The 15,780-nt window shown below is 43.2% G+C and carries 22 protein-coding genes; all 22 read left to right on the top strand.

The features are described from left to right. The first annotated feature begins 19 nt into the window (after positions 1-19). The 22 genes from MHB64_RS17245 to MHB64_RS17140 all read left to right on the top strand — a co-directional run bounded on the left by MHB64_RS17245 (position 20) and on the right by MHB64_RS17140 (position 15,778). Complete coding sequence (locus MHB64_RS17245) at positions 20-1,531, top strand: phage portal protein (RefSeq protein ID WP_341134996.1); 1,512 nt, start codon at positions 20-22, stop codon at positions 1,529-1,531. Next, complete coding sequence (locus MHB64_RS17240; RefSeq protein ID WP_341134995.1) at positions 1,509-1,742, top strand: hypothetical protein; 234 nt, start codon at positions 1,509-1,511, stop codon at positions 1,740-1,742. The genes MHB64_RS17245 and MHB64_RS17240 overlap by 23 nt, the downstream gene beginning before the upstream one ends. Next, positions 1,739-3,544: a minor capsid protein gene (locus MHB64_RS17235; protein WP_341134994.1), complete on the top strand. Its 1,806-nt coding sequence runs from the start codon at positions 1,739-1,741 to the stop codon at positions 3,542-3,544. The genes MHB64_RS17240 and MHB64_RS17235 overlap by 4 nt, the downstream gene beginning before the upstream one ends. Beyond that, positions 3,501-3,662: a hypothetical protein gene (locus tag MHB64_RS17230; protein WP_341134993.1), complete on the top strand. Its 162-nt coding sequence runs from the start codon at positions 3,501-3,503 to the stop codon at positions 3,660-3,662. Before MHB64_RS17235 ends, MHB64_RS17230 begins: the two co-directional genes overlap by 44 nt. Before the next feature lie 54 nt (positions 3,663-3,716). Next, positions 3,717-3,872, top strand: a complete 156-nt coding sequence (locus MHB64_RS17225; protein ID WP_341134992.1) for a hypothetical protein — start codon at positions 3,717-3,719, stop codon at positions 3,870-3,872. 54 nt (positions 3,873-3,926) lie between these two features. Then, positions 3,927-4,178 (top strand): hypothetical protein, encoded by a 252-nt coding sequence (locus tag MHB64_RS17220; RefSeq protein WP_341134991.1) that lies wholly within the window; start codon positions 3,927-3,929, stop codon positions 4,176-4,178. Between the two features lie 105 nt (positions 4,179-4,283). Then, a complete protein-coding gene (locus MHB64_RS17215) occupies positions 4,284-4,925 on the top strand; it encodes a phage scaffolding protein (RefSeq protein ID WP_341134990.1) in 642 nt (213 codons plus the stop codon). 18 nt (positions 4,926-4,943) lie between these two features. After that, positions 4,944-5,315: a hypothetical protein gene (locus MHB64_RS17210; protein ID WP_341134989.1), complete on the top strand. Its 372-nt coding sequence runs from the start codon at positions 4,944-4,946 to the stop codon at positions 5,313-5,315. Positions 5,316-5,338: 23 nt separating this feature from the next. After that, complete coding sequence (locus MHB64_RS17205; protein ID WP_341134988.1) at positions 5,339-6,382, top strand: major capsid protein; 1,044 nt, start codon at positions 5,339-5,341, stop codon at positions 6,380-6,382. A gap of 45 nt (positions 6,383-6,427) precedes the next feature. Then, a complete protein-coding gene (locus MHB64_RS17200) occupies positions 6,428-6,793 on the top strand; it encodes a hypothetical protein (RefSeq protein WP_341134987.1) in 366 nt (121 codons plus the stop codon). Further along, a complete protein-coding gene (locus MHB64_RS17195; RefSeq protein ID WP_445671642.1) occupies positions 6,732-7,103 on the top strand; it encodes a phage head-tail connector protein in 372 nt (123 codons plus the stop codon). Before MHB64_RS17200 ends, MHB64_RS17195 begins: the two co-directional genes overlap by 62 nt. Position 7,104: 1 nt before the next feature. Next, positions 7,105-7,476 carry an ABC transporter ATP-binding protein gene (locus MHB64_RS17190; RefSeq protein WP_341134985.1) on the top strand — a complete coding sequence of 124 codons (372 nt, stop codon included), beginning with the start codon at positions 7,105-7,107 and terminating at the stop codon, positions 7,474-7,476. Beyond that, a complete protein-coding gene (locus tag MHB64_RS17185) occupies positions 7,473-7,877 on the top strand; it encodes an HK97 gp10 family phage protein (protein ID WP_340974564.1) in 405 nt (134 codons plus the stop codon). Before MHB64_RS17190 ends, MHB64_RS17185 begins: the two co-directional genes overlap by 4 nt. 2 nt (positions 7,878-7,879) lie before the next feature. Then, the gene (locus tag MHB64_RS17180) at positions 7,880-8,302 is read left to right on the top strand and encodes a phage tail terminator family protein (RefSeq protein ID WP_341134984.1); all 423 of its coding nucleotides are present in this window, start codon (positions 7,880-7,882) and stop codon (positions 8,300-8,302) included. After that, positions 8,299-8,493 carry a hypothetical protein gene (locus MHB64_RS17175; protein ID WP_341134983.1) on the top strand — a complete coding sequence of 65 codons (195 nt, stop codon included), beginning with the start codon at positions 8,299-8,301 and terminating at the stop codon, positions 8,491-8,493. Before MHB64_RS17180 ends, MHB64_RS17175 begins: the two co-directional genes overlap by 4 nt. 3 nt (positions 8,494-8,496) lie before the next feature. Next, a complete protein-coding gene (locus tag MHB64_RS17170) occupies positions 8,497-9,813 on the top strand; it encodes a phage tail sheath family protein (protein ID WP_341134982.1) in 1,317 nt (438 codons plus the stop codon). Beyond that, positions 9,814-10,275, top strand: a complete 462-nt coding sequence (locus MHB64_RS17165) for a phage tail tube protein (protein ID WP_341134981.1) — start codon at positions 9,814-9,816, stop codon at positions 10,273-10,275. It abuts the gene before it with no gap. A gap of 26 nt (positions 10,276-10,301) precedes the next feature. Next, complete coding sequence (locus MHB64_RS17160; RefSeq protein WP_341134980.1) at positions 10,302-10,724, top strand: phage tail assembly chaperone; 423 nt, start codon at positions 10,302-10,304, stop codon at positions 10,722-10,724. Between the two features lie 247 nt (positions 10,725-10,971). Continuing rightward, positions 10,972-11,616 (top strand): hypothetical protein, encoded by a 645-nt coding sequence (locus tag MHB64_RS17155; RefSeq protein WP_341134979.1) that lies wholly within the window; start codon positions 10,972-10,974, stop codon positions 11,614-11,616. A 61-nt stretch (positions 11,617-11,677) separates the two neighbouring features. Continuing rightward, the gene (locus tag MHB64_RS17150) at positions 11,678-14,113 is read left to right on the top strand and encodes a tape measure protein (protein ID WP_341134978.1); all 2,436 of its coding nucleotides are present in this window, start codon (positions 11,678-11,680) and stop codon (positions 14,111-14,113) included. Beyond that, positions 14,113-14,808, top strand: a complete 696-nt coding sequence (locus MHB64_RS17145) for a LysM peptidoglycan-binding domain-containing protein (RefSeq protein WP_341134977.1) — start codon at positions 14,113-14,115, stop codon at positions 14,806-14,808. The genes MHB64_RS17150 and MHB64_RS17145 overlap by 1 nt, the downstream gene beginning before the upstream one ends. Positions 14,809-14,812: 4 nt before the next feature. Continuing rightward, entirely contained in the window at positions 14,813-15,778 is a 966-nt protein-coding gene (locus MHB64_RS17140; RefSeq protein ID WP_341134976.1) for an XkdQ/YqbQ family protein, read from the top strand. Positions 15,779-15,780: the final 2 nt, after the last annotated feature.

The raw sequence follows: 15,780 nt of genomic DNA, 5'->3' as shown, positions 1-15,780 counted from the left end.
TAGGAGAGGAGGAAACTAATTGAGTACAACGGAAGAGGTTATCCGAATCATCGAAAAAGGTGCAGCGTCAGCTATGACAAACGCGGAAATCATTAAGCAGGAAATCGATGACTGGTTATCTTCTCAGGAACGTAAGGATATGCTTGCTGGCGAACGCTACTATCGGAATAAGGCAGATATCTTAGAACGTAAGCGAATGACCATTGGAGAAGGCGGGGCGCTGGTTGAAGCTACAAACCTCGCTAATAATAAGATCGTTCATGGATTCTTGCGAAAGCTCGTTGATCAGAAAGCCGGTTATCTGCTGAGTAAGGAAATGAGTATCCAGACAAAGAACAAAGTTTATGATGAACTGTTGACAGGGATTTTTGATAAAGGATTTAAACGACTATTAAAAAGCCTGTTGAAGGAGAGCATTAAAAAGGGTCGCGCATGGTTGCATGTTTATTATGACGAAGAGGGGCATTTCCGGTTTAAAAAGCTGCCTTCTGAAGAAATCATACCGCTATGGAAAGATGCCGCTCATACAGAGCTAGATGCTCTTATTCGTGTATATGAGGTTGAAGCTTATGAAGGGAAAAAGAAAACAACTATCCAAAAGGTTGAATTCTGGCACTCTAAAGGTGTTAACCGTTATGTGATTGGAACGGGAAGTTTAGCTGTACCAACATCGAGCGGACTCATCAAGGATGTGGAATTAGGTGAGTTCAGTAGTCATTTTGAAGCTATTGATGGAGTTGAAAAAGCTGAGTATGCACTAAACTGGGAACACATTCCCTTTATATGTTTTAAATACAACGAGGATGAGCTGCCGTTGCTAACTCTGCTTAAATCACTGGTTGATGATTATGATACCAACAAGTCTGACAACAGTAATAATTTAGAAGATACACCGAATAGCATATTTAAGCTCAAGGGGTACGACGGTACAAACCTTGGAGAATTTCGCCGCAATCTAATGATTTATCGTGCTGTAAAAGTAACAGGTGAAGATAACTCTGATGTCGATACCATGGATATTAATATCAACACAGAGGCTTATAAGCTACACATGGATATGACTAGAAATGATATTTACGAATTTGGACGCGGAGTAGACACCCAAGCAGATTCATTCGCTACAGCTCCAAGTGGAGAGGCTTTGAAATTTCTCTATGCCGATCTGGATATGGATGCTAATGATATCGAAAACGAATTCCAAGCAGCACTTGAGCATCTTTTGTGGTTTGTTGATAAACATATCTTCAATACCACGGGGAATGACTTCTCAGAAGAGACAGTTAATTTCTTATTTAACCGAGATATCGTCATTAATGAATCACAGGTTATCACTGATGTTAAGAACAGTGAGGGAATCGTATCTAAAGAAACACAAGTCGCAAATCATCCGTGGGTTACTGATGTGAAGGAAGAATTGAAACGTCTGGAAGCTGAAGAGGCCGAAAGTCTTGCGAAAATGGATGAATACGGGCTCCCTAATAATGGCACTCCTCCAGGAGGTGATAAAAATGGCGATAACAAAGAAGAGTGAGATGTTGATAAATGAGCTGATTCAAGGTATGACTCGATCAGCAATTGAAACCTATAAAGCAGGGAATACCATAGACGCAGAGGATATTGAATCATTAGCTAGTCTGATATCTTCTATATCTTCTGTACAGGGTGGCGAAGGAGATGGATCATCTGTATGCGGTTTCGTAGTTCCTGCACCTACAGAGGGCGGTGGAGTTGATGAAGAATGAAATCAGCCGCTTATTGGTCCAAACGAATGGAGCAACTGAATGAGTCACTTCTAAATAAGGGAGTACCATTCACAAAGGCAATGAATAAGGAATATCGGAAGGCTCAGATATCCATCCAGACAGATGTTAACAATTTCTATCAGCGTTTTGCGGATAATAACGGGATCGTTAGCTTATCCGCTGCTAAACAAGTTCTCAAAGGCGGCGAGCTCAAAGAATTCAAATGGACCGTTGAGGATTACATTGCTCGCGGTAAAGAGAATGCCATTGATCAGCGGTGGATGAAGGAACTAGAGAATGCCAGCATAAGAGTACGTGTTACCCGCTTAGAATCCATTCAATTGCAGATGAAGCAACATATCGAGGAATTATCCGCTAAGCGTCTGACGGGCACAACGGAGCTACTAGGTAACGTCTACAAGGATGGTTACTATAGAAGTATCTTTGAACTGGAAAAAGGTATCGGTATAGGAGCTTCATTTGCTAAGATCGATAAACGGCAATTGGAAGCTATCTTATCTGCTCCGTGGGCTCCGGATGGTAGCAACTTCTCCCAACGTATATGGACTGATCGCGTCAAACTGACTGGAACGCTTCGTAACATCTTTACTCAGGGGTTAATTCGTGGTGATACCTCTAAACAAATGGTAGAGCAACTTATGGAGCGCTTTGATGTGTCACGGAAGAATGCAGAGCGGTTGATACTGACGGAATCAGCATACTTCGCAGGCCAATCTCGCATAGCTGGCTATAAAGAACTTGGGGTAGAGCAATACCGTTACACTGCCACACTAGACAGCCGCACTTCCATTACTTGCCGAGATCTAGATGGTAAGGTATTTGATGTTGAAGATGCTCAGGTTAATGTTAATTATCCACCTATGCATGCTTACTGCCGATCAACCACCATTCCTCATTATGATGACAACATCAAAGAGAGAGTAGCCCGTGACGAAGACGGTAAGACTTACGAGGTACCAGAGGACATAACATATCCAGAGTGGGAAAAGAAATACGCTCCTGAAGCTTCTGATGCGGTTACCGTGGAGGTGCCATCCAAGAAGACACCTGAAACTCCATTGCCTACTATCGAGATTCCAGGTGGACCAACAAAGGATATTCCAGTACCACAGCAACAATCGATGTCTTTACCTACTATGGATGATTTCGAAGCTGGAGTAGAGGAACCTCGAAGGGGTGTGGTAAACCGGAAATATAATCCGCGTGCCAGTTACTTTGCAGACTTGCCGAATCTGACAGATGATGTCTTGGAAAAGGTAGCAGATGTGAACCGCGAAGTTGCACGAAGTGGATACAAGGAAGCCAAAGAAATTCTTGTGATGCTGGATAAAACCACTGGGGAAGAAATCGCTCGCCTTTCTGGTTCCGTAAATAAGGTAACATTCAGCAAGGAAGTAGACCAAAAACTCCGGGAAGCTTCACCTAGATCGGTTATATTGACACACAACCATCCACGAGGAACGAGGGTCAATGTTAAAGACTCCATTAATCTGGGTGATTATCTCTCAATTGATACTGTGGTTGCTACAGGGCATAACGGGGGGATAAGCTTTGTAAATGCGGCTAAATCAACAGCTGATGGAGTGGCGCTTCGTAGTGTACTCCCTGGCATTTTCTTGGAGATCAATGCAGTGTTACAAAAGGATAAGAAGTATGCTACAATGTCAAAAACAGCACAAGATGAATACTTTGATTATCAAGTGCTGCTAAGACTCGCAAAAGAAATGGGGTGGGTATATGAGGAAGACTTCACAGCAACAAAAACCGATCCGAGAATATGATGACGTACCTCTAAGTCCGGATTTCAGTAAGTCCGGTGATGATTTTGTTGATCATTTGATGCAGCAGCTTCCACCGTTGCCTGATCACATGAAGGATAAAACGAAAGATCAATTATAGAAAGCACTCTCGCAACTAGGGGAGTGCTTTTTATAACTTTAAAGGGTGATCCAATTGGACAAAGAAAAGATCCGCGCACTTTTTGAACAACTTCTTGCAGCTTATAAATGGTCTGAAGAAATAGTTATTGATGAACGCGGGGGAGATTCTGAGGAACTGAAAAGCAACATCAATGGATACCGAGAAGAATTGAATGAACTTTTGAAGTAGTAGCACTCTCCTATATGCGAGGGTGCTTTTTATATTGCTGAATAGGAGGGTGCCATGAAGGTCAGTTTCAGTGATTACAGAAGGAAACTACCGGCTGTCGGTTGGATTGTCTGGGAAATTGACCACTGGACACAGACTATACGCTTATGTAGATGGTGGGCTTATCCCTTCAAGCTGATTTACGTATTCTTTCGTTCCCAGCGAGTAGGGCTATATCATTGGTTTAACAAAGTCGGAATCATGAAGACACCTTTAGGATGCCACATGAGACTTACAGACATTTGGAAACGCGATAAGAAAAGTTAGGCCGTGGGTGAGACTACCGCGGCCTATTTGCTCATGAACCGGAGCATATCGGTTCACTCCCTAAGCTGGAGAGCAGCTATACAAATCTATGGAGGTAGATGATATATGGATTGGCTGAAAGAGTTATTGAAGAAGTTGGGTGTTGAAGATTCCAAGATTGACGGAGCTATTGCAGATGCTGGCAAAGAGATTCCGAAGCACTTTGTTCCGAAGAGTCAGTATAACGATGTTTCTACGGCCAAGCAGCAGGCAGAGAAGGATGTCGCTGAGCGGGACAAGCAAATCGAGGACCTGAGTAAAGCTGCCGGACTGTCAGATGACCTAAAGAAGCAGATTGACCAGCTCAAAACTGATAACAAGTCAGCAAAGGAAAAATATGACACCGACTTGCAACAGATTAAGTTGGACAATGCTATTTCTGCTGCACTCACTGGTAAGGTGCATAACGAGAAGCATGTAACTGGGCTAATAGACAAGGAAAGGTTGGTCATCGGTGATGACGGTAAATTGGTCGGCTTAGACGAGCAGCTTAAGGGTTTACAAACATCGGATGCCTACTTGTTTAAAACCGAGGATAAAGGCGGTGGTGGAGGGTTCAAGTTTAAAGGAACCTCTCTATTGGACGGGAAGGATCAATCTAAGGGTGAACAAGGCGATGACAAGGTTGGTAGCTTCGGCAAGCAATTGGCTGAATCTACTAAAGGCAATGAAGGGTTGGATACAGCCCGAGAAAGCTACTTTAAATAAGAACGGAGGATAAACAAAATGAGTAAATTTAAAGAAACTACCTATGGGAATAAGAAAGAAATTCTTAAATTCCCAGATCACTATGTAGCAATTGCCGTCACAGTGAGCGATGCAGGTGTTATAGCTAACGCTGATGGTAAAAAGATTGTGCCAGCTGGAACTATTCTAGGTGGCGGTGTGATTGCTGACGATACTAAACTGGCGGTAAAGGCTACAACCACTACTGGAGTATCCAATGCTGAAGGTGTTCTGTTGAATGATACAGATGTAACAAGTGGTCCAGCACCAGGAGCGATGCTCATTCATGCGTTCATTAATAAAAATAAAATCCCGACTGCTCCTACTGCTGAAGAACTAACAGCATTGAAGCAGATCACATTTATCGACTAAGAAAGGAAAGGTGAAGATTAATTATGCCTAACATTCAAGATTTAGTAAGAGCTCCAGAGATCGCGGCTTATATTGCGGCTAACCCATCAAACGCTATTCCATATCTGGGAGCAACGTTGTTTCCATCAGCAAAAAAGCTCGGTTTAGATATTGGTTGGATTAAAGGAGCAGGAGGACTACCTGTAGCCTTGATGCCATCGGAATTCGATGCTAAAGCAACTCTGAGAGATCGAATTGGATTCGGTAAGGTAGAAACAGAAATGCCATTTTTCCGTGAAGCTATGCTGTTAAAAGAAAAAGATCGTCAAGAACTGCTAAGACTTTTGGAATCGAACAACAGCGAATATGTAAAATCTCTGATTACTCAAATTTACGATGATAGAGCTAGTTTGGTTAGCGGTGCTGAGGTTAACGCTGAGCGCATGCGTATGCAATTGTTGTCATCGGGTAAAATCAGAATCACAGCCAATCGGATTGACTATGATTATGACTACAACATGAAGGCTGGACATAAGACCATTCTTACAGGATCAGATAAATGGGATGATCCAACAGCTAATATCGTGGGAGACATCAAAGAATGGCAGGACACGATTGAAGATGAGCAAGGTGTACGTCCAACAAAGGCGATCGTTACTCGTAAGACGTGGAATAACATTCTAGCTAACGAAAAGGTGCGTTTGGACATGAATCCTCTTGGTGGGCTAAACATCATCATGACTGATGCGCTGATGCGTCAATACCTGGAGTCAAAACTGGGATTGACGGTTGCGGTTTACAACAAGAAATATGCTCTACAAGATGGCAGCTCACATCAATTCTATCCAGACGATTACTTCACACTGATTCCAGACGGAGCTTTGGGTAAAACGTGGTATGGTACCACTCCAGAAGAAGCTGATCTTATGAGCGGTGCAACAAGTGCAGAAGTATCTATCGTGAATACAGGTGTGGCTATCACAACAATTAAGCAGCCACACCCAGTAAGTGTGGAAACTATCGTTTCTGCAATCACGCTGCCATCATTTGAAACTATCGACAATATTTTTATTGCGAAAGTGGTTTAAGGAGGGGCTAACGCCTCTCCTATTTATTTTGAAAGGATGATGAGAGTGTCTGAAGAAAAGAGAATCGAGATATCTCTGATAACTGGAGCGAAATACAATCGGAAATTCTATAAGGCGAGTGATAAGATTTTGATCCTCCCTAGTGAAGTAGAATCCCTGATTAAGGATGGAGTAATCCGCCGTGAAGATGTTCCTGAATTTGATGATGATGAAGATAAGCAGGATGTGCCGCTGGAAGAAATGAAGCTGCCAGCACTAAAGAAATATGCCAAAGAGCACGACATTGACTTGGGCGAAGCTACGAAGATAAAGGAAGTACTTGCAGTTATTCTGAAAGCAGGTGAAGCAGATGCCGGAGGAGACGGAAAAGTATCTGGACAAGCTGAAGGGACTGCTACTGATCCCGATTGAGGACCTAAGCAAAAATTCCCGGCTACTGTTTGTCTTGGAGACCATCGTCCAGGAGATAAAAACCTACTGCAACATTTCTTCTATTCCTGAAGCCTTAGATAACGTAGTGCTGCATATAGCTGAGGATTACTACCGGACGAAGTATCCAACAGAATTCGAACAGACAGCGCCAGCAGTTACTAGTATCAAGCGTGGGGATGTTACAACAGTGTTCGGATCCGCTAAGGCTACGGTTGTGGTTGGATCTGGGGCAGCTTTTGTGAGGAATTATTCAGCACAGCTAAATGCCTTTAGAAGGCTGAGGTGGTAATATGCCATTCGGAAATGTAATAGCTGAACGTTTAGCTATAGAGAGTACCTATGAAGGGTTGGCTACAGTCTTCGAGATCCAGGATGTTAAAGACCCTGTAACTAGAAAGACCCGACAACAGCCTGTTATGGTGCTAGCAGCTGAGCCATGTGCACTCTCTCAAACTTCCTTGCCTGCTAGTACACAAACTGTAACAGCGGATCAGGTGAACTATGATGCCAAATTGTTTATCTCTCCTGATGTAGTTATTAAGCCAGGTAGTCGAATAACGATCGTGCAGGATGGTATGACTTTTGAAGGTGAGCAAGCAGGTAAACCATTTAGATATCCGACTCATCAGGAGATTAAGCTAAAAGAGGTCCTGAACGCATGAGCATGGGTAAATTCGATTTCTCCGATGTCAAAAAGCTTCAGAAGAACCTTCAACGGATGCAAAATGAATTTCCAGCATTTATGGAGGAGTGTATTCGTGAGCTTGCAGGACGGTTACTGGCGAAGACTATAGCTAGGACTCCGGTAAAATCCGGTGACTTGCGTCGTGGCTGGCAAATTGGTGATGTGGTTCGGCTCCCAGGAGGCGGTGTACACGTTGAGATTGTCAACAATGTGGAGTATGCACTCTATGTTGAGTACGGCCATGTTACCAGACTGCGTACCGGTTGGGTTAACGGTAAATTCATGCTGACCTTATCCGAGCAGGAACTTGAGAGAGAGTTGCCGGGGATCATGGAGAGGAAGCTTAAGAAATACATGGAGAAACACTTGGGGCGGTGAGTATGCAGGATATAAAAAACGCACTCATAAAGAAGCTATCGTTATTTACTCCGGAGTATCCGGTTTATGACGAAGCAGTAGAGCAGGGCATGCAGCAGCCGTGCTTTTTTGTGCTGCTGTTAGAAGGTAGCCAGGCCCGGGGTATAAATCGGCGGTATCAGCGTTTCAATCCATTTGACGTTCATTACTTCCCAGATCGAGATTCAAAAGCGCCTCGGGAAGAATGTGAACTTATGGCCGAACGGCTATATTCAGAATTGGAATATGTAAGTGGAGACAGTGGTATGTACCGTGGTACTAAGATGCGGCATGAAATTGTTGATGGGGTACTCCATTTCTTTATCCATTTCAACGTGCATCTGATCCGGGATAAAGCACCAGATATTAAAATGCAGACTATGAAGCAAGGGGGCGGTATTAAGTGAGTGTGAAAAATGAAAAGGAAGCTATTGAAGCTCCTGAGGCTTCGTATACAAAAGAGCAGTTCTTGAACTCTACCAAATACTCATACCAGGATAAAGATGTCCTGTCGGCGTTGTTGGAGCCGGAAAAGTTGTATACGGCGGCCGAGGCACAGCAGACCATCGAAGAATTTAAGAACAAGGAGGTTGAATAGATTATGGCCGGTGGAACATGGACCACTCAAAATAAAGTAAGACCTGGTGTATATATCAACGTGGAAACGAATGGCGGTGCATTGGGTACAGTCGGCAGCAGGGGAATAACCTCTCTAGCGCTGACACTCCCATGGGGAGCAGCAAAGATCATCACACCGATTATAGCTGGTGAGGATACATTCAAAACACTTGGGTTTGACATTACAGCTTCAGAACTGTTGCCTGTGCGTGAGGCGCAAAAGCGGGCGCGTACAGTATTGCTTTACAAGCTTAATGATGGAGTTAAAGCATCTGCTACAATCGGCGCCTTGATACCAACAGCAAAATACGGTGGTACTCGGGGGAACGATCTAAAGATTGTAGTACAAACCAACATTGACGACAGTAGCAAATTTGATGTGAAAACGTTGCTGGATAACGCAGTGGTGGATACTCAGGTGGTCGCTAACATCGCTGGTCTCAAAGCTAATGACTGGATTGTTTGGGGTGGGACTGGGGCTTTAACAGCAAGCGCAGGGGCTCCTTTAGTGGGCGGTGCTAATGGTACTGTGACTAATGCTGATCATACTGCTTATTTAGCTGCACTGGAGCTGTACGATTTCCAAACAGTTGCGCTCACATCCACGGACAATGCGCTCAAAGCGGTTTATGCTGCCTTTGTACGGCGTTTAAGAGAATCGGAAGGTAAAAAGGTACAGGCTGTACTTGAAAACTACCCTGTAGCCGATTTCGAAGGTGTAATCAGCGTTAAGAATGGTGTGGTTCTCTACGATGGGACAACATTAACAGCAGCACAGGCGACTGCTTGGGTAGCTGGAGCAACGGCCGGTGCAGAAATGAATGAGTCTCTGACCTATGCGGCTTATGATGATGCTGTAGATGTGGCGCCGCGCTATACCAATACACAGATTGAGGCAGCGTTAAAATCTGGAGAATTTCTCTTCACACCGTCCGTTAATCGGGCTGTGGTAGAACAGGATATTAATACGTTCCTCTCTTATACACCAAAGAAAGGGAAGCAACTTCAAAAAAATCGTGTACTCCGAGTGCTGGATGATATAGCGAATGATTTGAAGCGTATCTTTGAATCATTTTACATCGGTAAGGTATCAAACAACGTTGACGGACGAGTTCTGTTTCGCAAAGAGGCCGTTGTCTATTTGGATAGCTTACAGGGTATTGATGCCATTCAAAACTTTGATGCCCAAACGGATATCACTGTCTCTCCTGGCAATGATTCAGATGCTATATATGTCGAAGTTAATATCCAGCCAGTAGACAGTATCGAAAAAGTATATATGAAAGTGCAGGTGAGATAAATGACGTTCTTAGAGGCAAAGGACACGATCAGTGGACAAGAGGGACGAGCTTTCGCCACAATCAACGGTCAGGTAGAGGAAATGTTCTATATTAAGACTATTGAAGCTTCAGTTGAAAAAACAAAGGCAGAAGTGAAGACCCTAGGCCGCCGTGGTGTTCAGCATAAAACAACTGGATGGTCAGGCAGCGGAAGCATGACCATCTATTATGTGACAAGTCGGTTTCGTCAGTTGATGATCGACTATATCAAAACGGGTAGAGATACCAACTTTGATATCACGATAACTAACGAAGATCCAGGATCTACAATTGGATCTCAAACCATAACGCTATTAGGTGTAAATCTGGATAGCGTAGTTATGGTATCTCTGGATACAGAGTCCGATGCACTAGAAGAAGATATCGATTTTACCTTTGAAGATATTGATATGGGTCAAGCATTTAACCCACCAGCCAATTAAAATAAATTTCAGGAGGAATTAATAATATGAGCGACTTTTCAGCATTCTACGCACAAAATGCAGCGGTGGAGACTACAGAAGATTTTGTGGTCTCTCCTAGATTTAAAGATAAAGATGGAAAGGTTATTCCTTGGAAGCTACGTAGTATCACCGAAGAAGAAAATAAAGAACTTCGTAAGGCTGCCACAAAGCGAACCAAAGGTAAATACGGACAATTTACATCTGAAATGGATGCTAATGAATACATGGCGAAAATGGTGGTAGCTTCTGTATCTTATCCGGATCTCAAAAATGCGGAACTTCAAAAGTCCTACGGAGTGCTTGGTTCAGAAATTCTCTTACGCAAGATGCTACTTCCTGGGGAATTCTCGGCTCTCAGCGAGCAGGTACAGACACTAAACGGCTTTGACCAAGACATCAATGAACAGATTGCAGAAGTAAAAAACTAATCGAGGAGGGTGATGGTGAGGCTAACTTAGCTTATTATGCCCTCCACGAGCTTCACATTTTACCACATGACCTTATGGCGATGGGACAGCGGGAACGTGCCGCTATATACGCTATGATTTCTCTTCGGGTGGATAAGGAAAAGAAACAAGCGTCTAAGGCCAGTTCTAAAGGACGCAAAAAGTAATAGACCGTTCATTCCCTGTTTGGTATATTGTTAGTAAATATTACCTCTGGGAGTTGAATCATATGAAAGGCTTGCGTAATGTATTAGCTGCGATTTGTTTTATAGTGTCTATATTCTTCTTGGCTTTTACTATATATTCATTTTCTGACCCTGAAGTTGGGGGAAGAGTATTAGGGGTAACCCTTACAATTGTCTTTATTTTTTTAGGGTATACACTCAGAGTTAAATCTCAGTATAGACAAGAATTAGATAACAATAACGATGAGCAGGGAATATTAGTAACAAGTGCCTTGGATCATGTTGAAGGATTACCTCTAGGGGAGGGGACATTGTGCAACCTATCTGTAACACAAGATAAATTGGTGATAGATGGGGGTGGCACTGACTTTAACATTAACAACTCTCAGATAAGGGCTGTAGAGGTAAAAACGGATACGGAAATTGCGAATATAGTCCATAGCAGTGCAGCTAAAGGAATTGCTGGTGGCTTGTTGTTTGGCCCAATTGGTTTAATTGTCGGGTCAAGAGCAACGAGCAAAGAAAAAAGAACTAACACGCACTATCTCATAATTAATTATACGAATTCTAACGGCGATATGGCCGCTCTCATGTTTGATGGAGGTCATACAGCAGCTTCAGCACAAAAAATAACACATAAGCTTAGACCAATAATAACGAACAATCCAAAGCAATCAGTTCAATTGTAATGTTCCGAAGCACTCCACATTGGAGTGCTTTTTTATGTTATGTAGAAAGGAGGAAGCCAACTTGCCAAGCATTGCAGCGAGTCTTGCATTAAATGATGTCTTTAGCCAGCGCTTGAATCAGGTTAACGCCTCTTTAGCTGCGACTATTCAGTTAATGGCACGATTGCAATCCCAAATGCAGAATCCGATGTTATTAAGAATCAGTGCTTTTGATGTGATCAGCAATTTAGATATGATTAAACAGCAGATTGCCGCTCTAGGAACAGGTAGCCTGATACGAATAAACATTAACTCAACAGAAGTATTACAACAATTAGCTATGATCAGGCAGCGGTTGGGCGGCGAAGAATCAGCAATTAAAATAAGAATCGATGCTGCCGATGTTTCCTCGCAAATTGCGAATATAAAAAGACAGATTGAATCTGAATTAAGTAGTGTCGTTGCGCAGATTCGAATTGAGCTGCCTCGGTCTTTGGAGGCTATGTTTGCAAATCTCCAGCGCTTGGTATCTCAACTCATTAGATCAACGAGACAATTGAGGACGCGCAGTGCAGATGCAGGTGAATTGCAAAGAGCTTTAGAACGTATCGCTAGGCTAGAACAACAAATTGCCGATCTACAGTCTAGGGTAAATGGACAACTTAATAATGCGACAAAAAACACATCAAATTGGCTTAGTAGCCTAAAGAATGTGGTTGCTGCTTATCTATCTATTGCTGCAGCTAAAAAACTTTTGGAAACATCAGATGATGTGGCGCTAACTAATGCTAGGCTAGCAATGGTTAATGATGGCCTTCGAACTCAACTACAGCTGCAACGCCAGGTAATGGACGCGGCGAATGAAACTCGGGCAAACTACCAAGCTACAGCGGATATGGTTACTAAACTCGCCATGAGTACACAAGGTATCTTTAAAACAGATGACGATATTATCAAATTTACGAAGAGTTTTAACAAAGCTTTGGTAATCTCAGGGGCAGGAGCCCAAGAAACGACCGCCTCTATATTGCAAATGGGACAGGCGCTTGGTAGTGGAGTCTTACAAGGCGATGAATTAAGATCGCTTAGTGAGAACGCTCCAGCGTTGATGAGCCTATTAGCAGAGGGGCTTGGAGTTGCCCGTGGTGAACTTAAAGCAATGGGTGCTGATGGAAAGCTAACCTCTGAGATGATTGTTAAAGCTTTTGAAAAACAAAGCGGTAAAATCGATCAGATGTTTAGTCAAATGCCTATGACGTTTGGTTCTGCAATGACGATTATGAAAAATAAAGTAGTTGAATGGATTGGCACCATTAACGGTGCTGAGGGACCTCTTAGCAGGATCACTCAGATGGTACAGGAACTAACGGCATGGTTAAGTACTAGCGACGGAGAACAGTTTTTGAGTGGTTTAAGTGCAGGCATCACTACAACTGTTGATATTGTTGTTTCGTTAGGGGATGCTGCTGCACAGGTATATAGCTATATTACTACGAATTGGACAACTATTGAGCCAATCGTTTGGGGGATTGCTGCAGCTTTGACGGCGTGGAAACTCTCATCTATGGCTGTTGGTTCTGCCTCAATATTTGCATCAATCGGAACGGGAATAATGACGGCGGCAGTGTTTCTTCAAACAGCTGCTACAGGCGGTTTAGCGCTTGCTTGGAGGGGACTAAATGCCGCTATGAAAGCAAATTTATTTATAGCAATAATCACTGTAGTTGTTGCGGTGATAGCTTGGTTATGGAAGTTATACCAAACAAATGATACTTTTGCAGCTGGGTGGCAAAGGACATGGAATGGTTTGTTTAACTTTTTTGATCAGGTACCAATTTTCTTCGCACGTATAGGATATGCAATAGCCGATGCGTTCGGATGGGCGAAAACGAAGTCACTAATCTTCATGGAAGATTTAGCAAATGGTGCAATAGATCGTATCAATGATCTGATTAATACATTGAACAAACTTCCATTCGTCGAACTCGCGACCATTAGCCATATAGAATTAGCAGCTGGAAAAGCGGCTGAGGAAGAAGCAGCAAAACAACAGAGGGCTGCAAGTTTAGCGGCAATGGAGAACAGCGCAGCAACAAAAGCTAAAGAACGTGAGGCTAAAGTTCAAAAGATGTTAGATGACCGAGCTTCTAAACGAGAAGCTGAAGCAGCAGCTGCAGCAGCTAAAAAGGAACAATTGGAAAATGCGGGTAAATCGGTTGGCATGGGATTTGCCGCTGCTAGTGCAGGTGCCGCTACGTCTCCTAAAGTAGATAAATTAAAAAAAGTTGATAAGCTCGGTAAAGTAGAGAAGCCAATTGATATAAGTAAAGAAGACCTAAAGGTTATGCGTGATGTCGCCGAGATGAAGAACATTCAAAACTTTGTGACGTTGACACCCACTATTCAGGTGAAGACAGGACCAGTAACCAATGAGGCTAATGTCGATTCTATCGTTAAGAAGATCGGTAACATGCTTAATGAAGAAGTGGTCAGTACAGCCAAGGGGGTATACTCCTAATGAACGTCGGCTATAGCATTGAATTAAGCTTCAACAACCGAGCTATCTGGTTTGAAATTCCTGTCCTTCCGGAAGAAATTGAAATTGGCGGGGAAGGTGATGGGGAGACTTACAATATAACGGACCTTGGCGAAATCAACGTAATCAAAGCTGCTAAGCTCAAAGAGATCAGCTTCAGCAGCCTTTTCCCGGCTATCGCTGTAGGTGGTACCGTACCAAGCTATGTATCATCAAAAAACTGGGGGCAACCCGCTGACTACATCCAATTGATTGAAACTTGGATGAACAAGCGGAAGCCAGTCCGGTTTATTTTTACTTCAACGGGTCTTAAAATCAACATTGCGGCCAGTATTGAGGAATTCAAGTATAAAGAGGTTGCTGGATCCCCGGGTGATTTTGAATATGACATCAGTTTGAAGGAGTATGTTTTTTACGCTGCTAAAAAAGTGAAGTTGAAGACAACCGAGACAGCAGCCGGTACAACCACTACAACAAAGAAAGAGCCAGCGAAACGCGCAGATGAACGTACCAAGTCGAAAACAGTTACCGTCAAATCCGAGGATACTTTGATGAAGATTGCTAAAAGAGAGCTCGGTGACGGCAGCCGGTGGAAAGAGATTCAGAAGTTAAACAGCTTAACGGACGCGCAGCTGAAGACGCTCAAGATCGGTTCCGTCCTGAAGCTCCCGGGGTGATTGTATGGAATTGTTGATCGATAATAAAAATGGAGACGTCTGGGATGTATCCAGCATCGTTACGGATATATCCTGGAAGACGGTTCGAATTGGCAAGGCGGCATCTCTAGAATTTACTCTTGTAGATCGTGGACCATGGCAAGATAAAAAATTCCAGTTGAATAATGGTGATGTGGTTCGCTATACGGACGAGGGGCATAAGGTCTTTTACGGATATATTTTTAGTATTGAAATCGGGACGACCGAAGAAATATCCATTCTGGCTTATGATCAGGTTCGTTACCTCATGAATAGCGGAACTTATGTATTTACGAAGCAGACAGCGACTCAGGTAGTTCAGAAGATCGCTCAGGACATGCAGCTCAAGACCGGAACGCTGGAAGATACAAAATACATTATTCCTTCCCAGATCCGCGACGACAAAACGTTTATTGACATGATCTGCATGGCGTTAGATGAGACGTTGGTTAATTACGGGACCAACTTCGTATTCTTCGACGATTTCGGGAGTTTGACGATACGTAATGTTTCCAATATGCGTTTTCCTTTTGTGGTAGGTGATGATTCACTTATGACAGATTACTCTTACAGTCGTAACATAGATGATGAGACATACAATCAAATTGTTCTATACAGAGACAACAAGGAGACGGGTAAGCGGGAAACTTACGTCACCAAGGACAGCGCCAGCATTGCAAAGTGGGGATTGCTGCAGCTTTATCAGAGTGTTGATGAGAAGCTGAATCAAGCCCAGATAACAGAGCAGTTAGTACAACAACTATTTATGAAGAATCGAGAGAAGCGAACGCTTAGCATAGAGGCCCTTGGAGATTATCGGATGAGAGCCGGCTGTTACGTGAATCTATATATCAAGGCAATGAATATAAATAAGTTCTTCCTGGTCGATGAATGTACTCATAAGAAAGAAGGCGGAGTACATACCATGGACTTAGAACTAAGGCTGGTGTAATT

It is taken from the genome of Paenibacillus sp. FSL K6-2859 (assembly GCF_038008265.1).
GTDB classification, from domain to species: domain Bacteria; phylum Bacillota; class Bacilli; order Paenibacillales; family Paenibacillaceae; genus Paenibacillus_AQ; species Paenibacillus_AQ nitricinens.
The sequence above is the reverse complement of the archived record's forward strand: the minus strand, read 5'-3'. Positions and strand labels throughout refer to the sequence as shown.

What these genes read in the sequence shown, in the direction of transcription:
- MHB64_RS17215 (WP_341134990.1), top strand. Translation starts at nt 4,284, where the DNA reads ATGGATTGGCTGAAAGAGTTATTGAAGAAGTTGGGTGTTGAAGATTCC.
- MHB64_RS17240 (WP_341134995.1), top strand. Translation starts at nt 1,509, where the DNA reads ATGGCGATAACAAAGAAGAGTGAGATGTTGATAAATGAGCTGATTCAA.
- MHB64_RS17140 (WP_341134976.1), top strand. Translation starts at nt 14,813, where the DNA reads ATGGAATTGTTGATCGATAATAAAAATGGAGACGTCTGGGATGTATCC.
- MHB64_RS17205 (WP_341134988.1), top strand. Translation starts at nt 5,339, where the DNA reads ATGCCTAACATTCAAGATTTAGTAAGAGCTCCAGAGATCGCGGCTTAT.
- MHB64_RS17165 (WP_341134981.1), top strand. Translation starts at nt 9,814, where the DNA reads ATGACGTTCTTAGAGGCAAAGGACACGATCAGTGGACAAGAGGGACGA.
- MHB64_RS17220 (WP_341134991.1), top strand. Translation starts at nt 3,927, where the DNA reads ATGAAGGTCAGTTTCAGTGATTACAGAAGGAAACTACCGGCTGTCGGT.
- MHB64_RS17160 (WP_341134980.1), top strand. Translation starts at nt 10,302, where the DNA reads ATGAGCGACTTTTCAGCATTCTACGCACAAAATGCAGCGGTGGAGACT.
- MHB64_RS17235 (WP_341134994.1), top strand. Translation starts at nt 1,739, where the DNA reads ATGAAATCAGCCGCTTATTGGTCCAAACGAATGGAGCAACTGAATGAG.
- MHB64_RS17145 (WP_341134977.1), top strand. Translation starts at nt 14,113, where the DNA reads ATGAACGTCGGCTATAGCATTGAATTAAGCTTCAACAACCGAGCTATC.
- MHB64_RS17185 (WP_340974564.1), top strand. Translation starts at nt 7,473, where the DNA reads ATGAGCATGGGTAAATTCGATTTCTCCGATGTCAAAAAGCTTCAGAAG.
- MHB64_RS17230 (WP_341134993.1), top strand. Translation starts at nt 3,501, where the DNA reads ATGAGGAAGACTTCACAGCAACAAAAACCGATCCGAGAATATGATGAC.
- MHB64_RS17195 (WP_445671642.1), top strand. Translation starts at nt 6,732, where the DNA reads ATGCCGGAGGAGACGGAAAAGTATCTGGACAAGCTGAAGGGACTGCTA.
- MHB64_RS17180 (WP_341134984.1), top strand. Translation starts at nt 7,880, where the DNA reads ATGCAGGATATAAAAAACGCACTCATAAAGAAGCTATCGTTATTTACT.
- MHB64_RS17190 (WP_341134985.1), top strand. Translation starts at nt 7,105, where the DNA reads ATGCCATTCGGAAATGTAATAGCTGAACGTTTAGCTATAGAGAGTACC.
- MHB64_RS17210 (WP_341134989.1), top strand. Translation starts at nt 4,944, where the DNA reads ATGAGTAAATTTAAAGAAACTACCTATGGGAATAAGAAAGAAATTCTT.
- MHB64_RS17155 (WP_341134979.1), top strand. Translation starts at nt 10,972, where the DNA reads ATGAAAGGCTTGCGTAATGTATTAGCTGCGATTTGTTTTATAGTGTCT.
- MHB64_RS17170 (WP_341134982.1), top strand. Translation starts at nt 8,497, where the DNA reads ATGGCCGGTGGAACATGGACCACTCAAAATAAAGTAAGACCTGGTGTA.